This is a genomic window from uncultured Maritalea sp. (assembly GCF_937139385.1).
In the GTDB taxonomy this organism is placed as follows: Bacteria; Pseudomonadota; Alphaproteobacteria; order Rhizobiales; family Devosiaceae; genus Maritalea; species Maritalea porphyrae_A.
Window position 1 is genome coordinate 1 of record NZ_CAKZPW010000155.1, and the last position, 3,909, is coordinate 3,909.

Here is a 3,909-nt window from a genome sequence, read left to right on the forward strand (position 1 = left end):
TTTGATAAGTAAAGCATGTCGTCGGAGTCGTAGCTCAATGACATAGCAAGAAGTTCTGTGGGCGCATCAATTTGGCCGAAATAGTTGATTAATGCCATGGTAATGATCTGCGTAAAGCGCACTTCTTCTTCGACTTCATCACGTGAATACGCGCGATCTTCATAAGTGCTCCAAAACGCATGGAATCCGAGATGGCTCTCACTGCTTTTTGTCCGCCAAGGTTCCCTGTTTCTTGCGTCATAGCCCGCCAAGAAGGCGAACGCGCAGGCGCTAAGGCATTTCGCATTTTGAGGAACAACTGTCCGTATGCCCATCTTCCGGATATATAATCCTATTTCTAGTGCTTCATTGATTGAGCCTCCATCAGATTCGAAAAAAACCGCAGCATATTTTTTGTCGGGCAACTTTGAGATGTGGCTTTGGAGCCGCAGCAGATCGCCTTTGATGAAGTTCCCGGTAAACGATATTGCGTTTAGGGTATTACTGTCATTGCCGTGGATACCTATATTTGCAGCATAGCACGGTGAGGCAAACAACAAGAAAAAGCACAAAAAACGAAACATGAGAATTCCTAGTAATCTAATGACGGAACCAGCCTAGTCTAGATCAAAGTAACTAACCTCATCAACTGCCCACTTGCTGACCGGACAATTTGGTTTGTGTTGTGAATGGGTCAAGCCGGGGGGTGAACCGAGATTTAGTTTGCGTGCGTCAAAGAAGCGTTAGGCGTTTGCGTTTGATTTGCCTATCCTGTGCCTACCGCTAGGCGTACAATATCGATTCACTCTTGCGTTGGTAGGGGGGCGTTGTTGGTTTGCGGTTAGAAGCGATATTGGCTTAAGTGCTCTGATGAAGCTGGCAAAACGCCGGAGGAGATGCGTATGACTTATGTGATTTTGATTGTGCTTGCACTTTACATTGTGCAGCTTTTGACGCCTGCGACTATGCGGTTCTTTCAGATTGGCTTGAACCGTTACGTGGGCAGTCGCGATGATTTGCCTTCTTTGCCGTTGGCGGGGCAACGTGCAGAACGCGCGCTGATCAATCTTAAAGAAAGCCTCTTTCTATTTTTGCCGCTCGCCATTTTGTCCATTATGCAGGGGCATGAAGTAGCTGCTTTGGCTGGTGCCGAATTGTTTCTTGGTGCACGTGTTGTTTATGTTGTTGCTTATGTTCTAGCCGTGCCTTGGTTGCGTTCGATTGTTTGGGTGGTCGGATTCCTTGGGCTGGTGATGATGGCTCTGCCATTTTTTGGGTAAAAAAGCGGACGTCAATATTTTGCAATAATAGCACTGTTTGGTGGGTGAAGCCCTGTGGGTTGCAAGGTTGGCGTTTGGTCAAGGCTGATTGCGCATCAGCTTATCGCTCTCCTCATTTATCGGTAGCACCAGTTCAATGGTGATGCCGGATAGGATGTCATCATGAACTGTGGAAAGCCCCGCTTCAATTGAGGTGAATTGCAATCGTGTGCCATCTTCAAATTCCATCATAATTGGAATGAATGGCGGTACCTCTGAGGAGTGAGCAAGGCGTTTTATCGCGTCATCAAACAGGCCCGCCGCCTCGTAACTTTCTAATTTTTGGCGAAATTGAGGGTGTTTTTGGGCCTGACGTCGTAAGCGCAGATAGACGGCCCAACTCAATTCTTCCCAGTTTTGTACACGCTCCATGAAGCCGTTGCTCAAAAGCACATCATAAACATTCATCGGTGCATCCGACGTGTTAGGCAGCATGAACAGCGACTTTGCGCTTTGGTTGAAACTCAGGATATTCATTTCTGGGTCCAGAATTAAACCGGGGTAAGGCCAGTTTGCGAGAACATATTTTTCCATGAGTTCAATGGTTTGGCGGATGCTCTTGCTATCCAGATTCCGCTGACTGTAGGGTGAAGTGAAGCCCGCAGCCTCGAACAGTTCGCCACGCTGATTGTGCGACAATTGCATGGTCTCCGATAGGCGAATGATCATTTCTCGGCTTGGCTTGGAACGCCCCGTTTCTAAGAAAGACAAATGCCGTTGTGTTGTTTGAACATCTGTTGCAAGACGGTGTTGGCTAACACCGCGAGATTTGCGCTCCGCACTTAGTATGTGGCCAAAACTGTTCATCTGCTTGTACTCCTTTAGCCAATCTATGGGATTGCGCAAATAGGGCAATTCCTTGTGAGGGAATTGAAAACGATACCCCCTTTGGCCAATATAGCAATGATGATTATTGGGAGAGATTTATGATTATATGGATAGTTGTAGCCTTGGCGCTGTATTTTGCGCAGCTGTTTTTGCCCAGTCTTATTCGAATTCCACAAATTGGCATTGGACGTTATGTGGGGTCGCGCGACGATCTGCCGGAATTGCCCGTTGTTGGACAGCGTGCTGTTCGTGCTTTCAACAATTTGCGGGAAAGCTTTCCAGTGTTTTTGGCGCTGGCGATTCTGAACATGCTCGGCTCCAGCGTACCTGCCGATGCAATATTGGGAGCGCAACTGTTTGTTGGGGCGAGGGTCGTTTATCTGTTTTGCTACTTGTTTGCTGTGCCTTGGGGGCGTTCCTTGGTTTGGGCCGTTGGGTTTTTGGGGCTTTTGTTTATGCTCAAACCGATTGTGCTACAAATTTAGCTGCAAAATGCCATAAAGCACTTGAAACAAATCGCTGTTGGCATTAGACCCTTGCCAGCGGCGTTTGTCGTTTATGCAGGGGTGTAGCTCAGTTGGTAGAGCATCGGTCTCCAAAACCGAGGGTCGTGAGTTCGAGTCTCTCCGCCCCTGCCATTTTTTCCAGAAATTTTAGCTAGCAAATCCGCCATTTACTTGGTCGTGTTTGGTTGTGTGTTCGACAATGTTGTGTGATCTTGCGTGTTCAGGCGAGGTAACAAGATTCACACAATGCACAATCCACTAGATTCATACCGCGAAGTGACAATAAACGATGCGGACGAACACCGTTTAGCGTTCGATGCCCAAGATCGTGCAGCGGTCTATCGCGCTATTAAAACGCGACGTGATGTGCGGGATCAGTTTTTGCCCAATCCAATTGATGGCGCGGTCTTAAACCGCATTTTGAGTGCTGCACATGCGGCTCCTTCGGTTGGGTTTATGCAGCCTTGGAACTTTTTGCTGATTAACTCGCTTGAACAGCGCCAAAAGGTACAAGCTGCTTTTAAGGCGGCGCAGGCGGAAGAGGCGCAGCAGTTCAAGGGTGAGCGCAAAGCGCTTTATCAAAACTTGAAGCTTGAGGGCATCACAAAGGCACCGCTCAACATATGTATAACCTGTGATCCCAACCGCAATGGTAAAACAGGGTTGGGGCGTACGCACAATCCACAGATGGCGCAATATAGTGTTGTTTGCGCGGTGCAAAATCTCTGGCTAGCGGCACGTGCTGAAGGGGTTGGGGTCGGTTGGGTCTCGATCTATCATGAAGCCAAGATGCGGCAGATTTTGCAAATTCCAGAGGATATTGAGATCATCGCTTATTTGTGCGTTGGTTATGTCGATGAGTTATACGAAGAACCTGAATTACAAGCCAAAGGTTGGCGCAAGCGGTTGCCGCTTGAGGATTTGATTATGCACGAGCGTTGGGGGAAACAATGAGCCAAGAAGCTGCATCGGTTGAGAGCAAGAGCAATTGGTATGATAGCAAAACGCTGGTCATTGCTTGGGTGCTGGTGTTTTTCCCAGTTGGCCTTTATGGCGTTTGGAAGAGCGACGATTTCATTAGAAATGTAAAGTTTGGCGTCAGTGTCGCTTGCGTCATTGGTTTTTTTGGCCTTGGGATCAATTTCGTGCATCCGCTTTATGTATTTGTTATGTACCCAACCGCGTTGTTTTTGCTTTGGCGCGCGCCAGAGATCAGCAAAAAACTGACTGCGAGGTGTGCCATTGGCTTCCCAATTCTTCTGATTTTAGCGTTGTTC

The 3,909-nt window shown here is 47.9% G+C and carries 5 protein-coding genes, 1 tRNA gene and 1 pseudogene; 5 read left to right on the plus strand and 2 right to left on the minus strand.

All coding sequences use genetic code 11. The features are described from left to right. A pseudogene (locus Q0231_RS06545) lies at positions 1-563 on the minus strand (hypothetical protein); the annotation flags it as partial. A 318-nt stretch (positions 564-881) separates the two neighbouring features. On the opposite strand from Q0231_RS06545, the gene Q0231_RS06550 reads away from it, so the two are divergent. After that, entirely contained in the window at positions 882-1,259 is a 378-nt protein-coding gene (locus Q0231_RS06550) for an MAPEG family protein (protein WP_269393977.1), read from the plus strand. A 78-nt stretch (positions 1,260-1,337) separates the two neighbouring features. Here the strand turns inward: Q0231_RS06550 and Q0231_RS06555 are convergent, their stop codons facing one another. Beyond that, positions 1,338-2,105, minus strand: a complete 768-nt coding sequence (locus tag Q0231_RS06555) for a helix-turn-helix domain-containing protein (protein WP_299346570.1) — start codon at positions 2,103-2,105, stop codon at positions 1,338-1,340. 119 nt (positions 2,106-2,224) lie between these two features. On the opposite strand from Q0231_RS06555, the gene Q0231_RS06560 reads away from it, so the two are divergent. The 4 genes from Q0231_RS06560 to Q0231_RS06575 form a co-directional block, all read left to right on the plus strand. After that, a complete protein-coding gene (locus Q0231_RS06560; RefSeq protein WP_269393979.1) occupies positions 2,225-2,611 on the plus strand; it encodes an MAPEG family protein in 387 nt (128 codons plus the stop codon). A 77-nt stretch (positions 2,612-2,688) separates the two neighbouring features. Continuing rightward, positions 2,689-2,764, plus strand: a tRNA-Trp gene (locus tag Q0231_RS06565). Positions 2,765-2,878: 114 nt separating this feature from the next. After that, on the plus strand, positions 2,879-3,586 hold the full coding sequence (bluB, locus tag Q0231_RS06570; protein WP_299346573.1) for a 5,6-dimethylbenzimidazole synthase: 708 nt from the start codon (positions 2,879-2,881) through the stop codon (positions 3,584-3,586). Beyond that, positions 3,583-3,909, plus strand: a 327-nt coding sequence (locus Q0231_RS06575; protein WP_299346576.1) for a hypothetical protein, incomplete at its 3' end; no start/stop codon positions are given. The genes bluB and Q0231_RS06575, both read left to right, overlap by 4 nt.

Coding starts and splice junctions, on each gene's coding strand:
- Q0231_RS06550 (WP_269393977.1), top strand. CDS start 882: ATGACTTATGTGATTTTGATTGTGCTTGCACTTTACATTGTGCAGCTT.
- Q0231_RS06555 (WP_299346570.1), bottom strand. CDS start 2,105: ATGAACAGTTTTGGCCACATACTAAGTGCGGAGCGCAAATCTCGCGGT.
- Q0231_RS06560 (WP_269393979.1), top strand. CDS start 2,225: ATGATTATATGGATAGTTGTAGCCTTGGCGCTGTATTTTGCGCAGCTG.
- bluB (WP_299346573.1), top strand. CDS start 2,879: ATGCACAATCCACTAGATTCATACCGCGAAGTGACAATAAACGATGCG.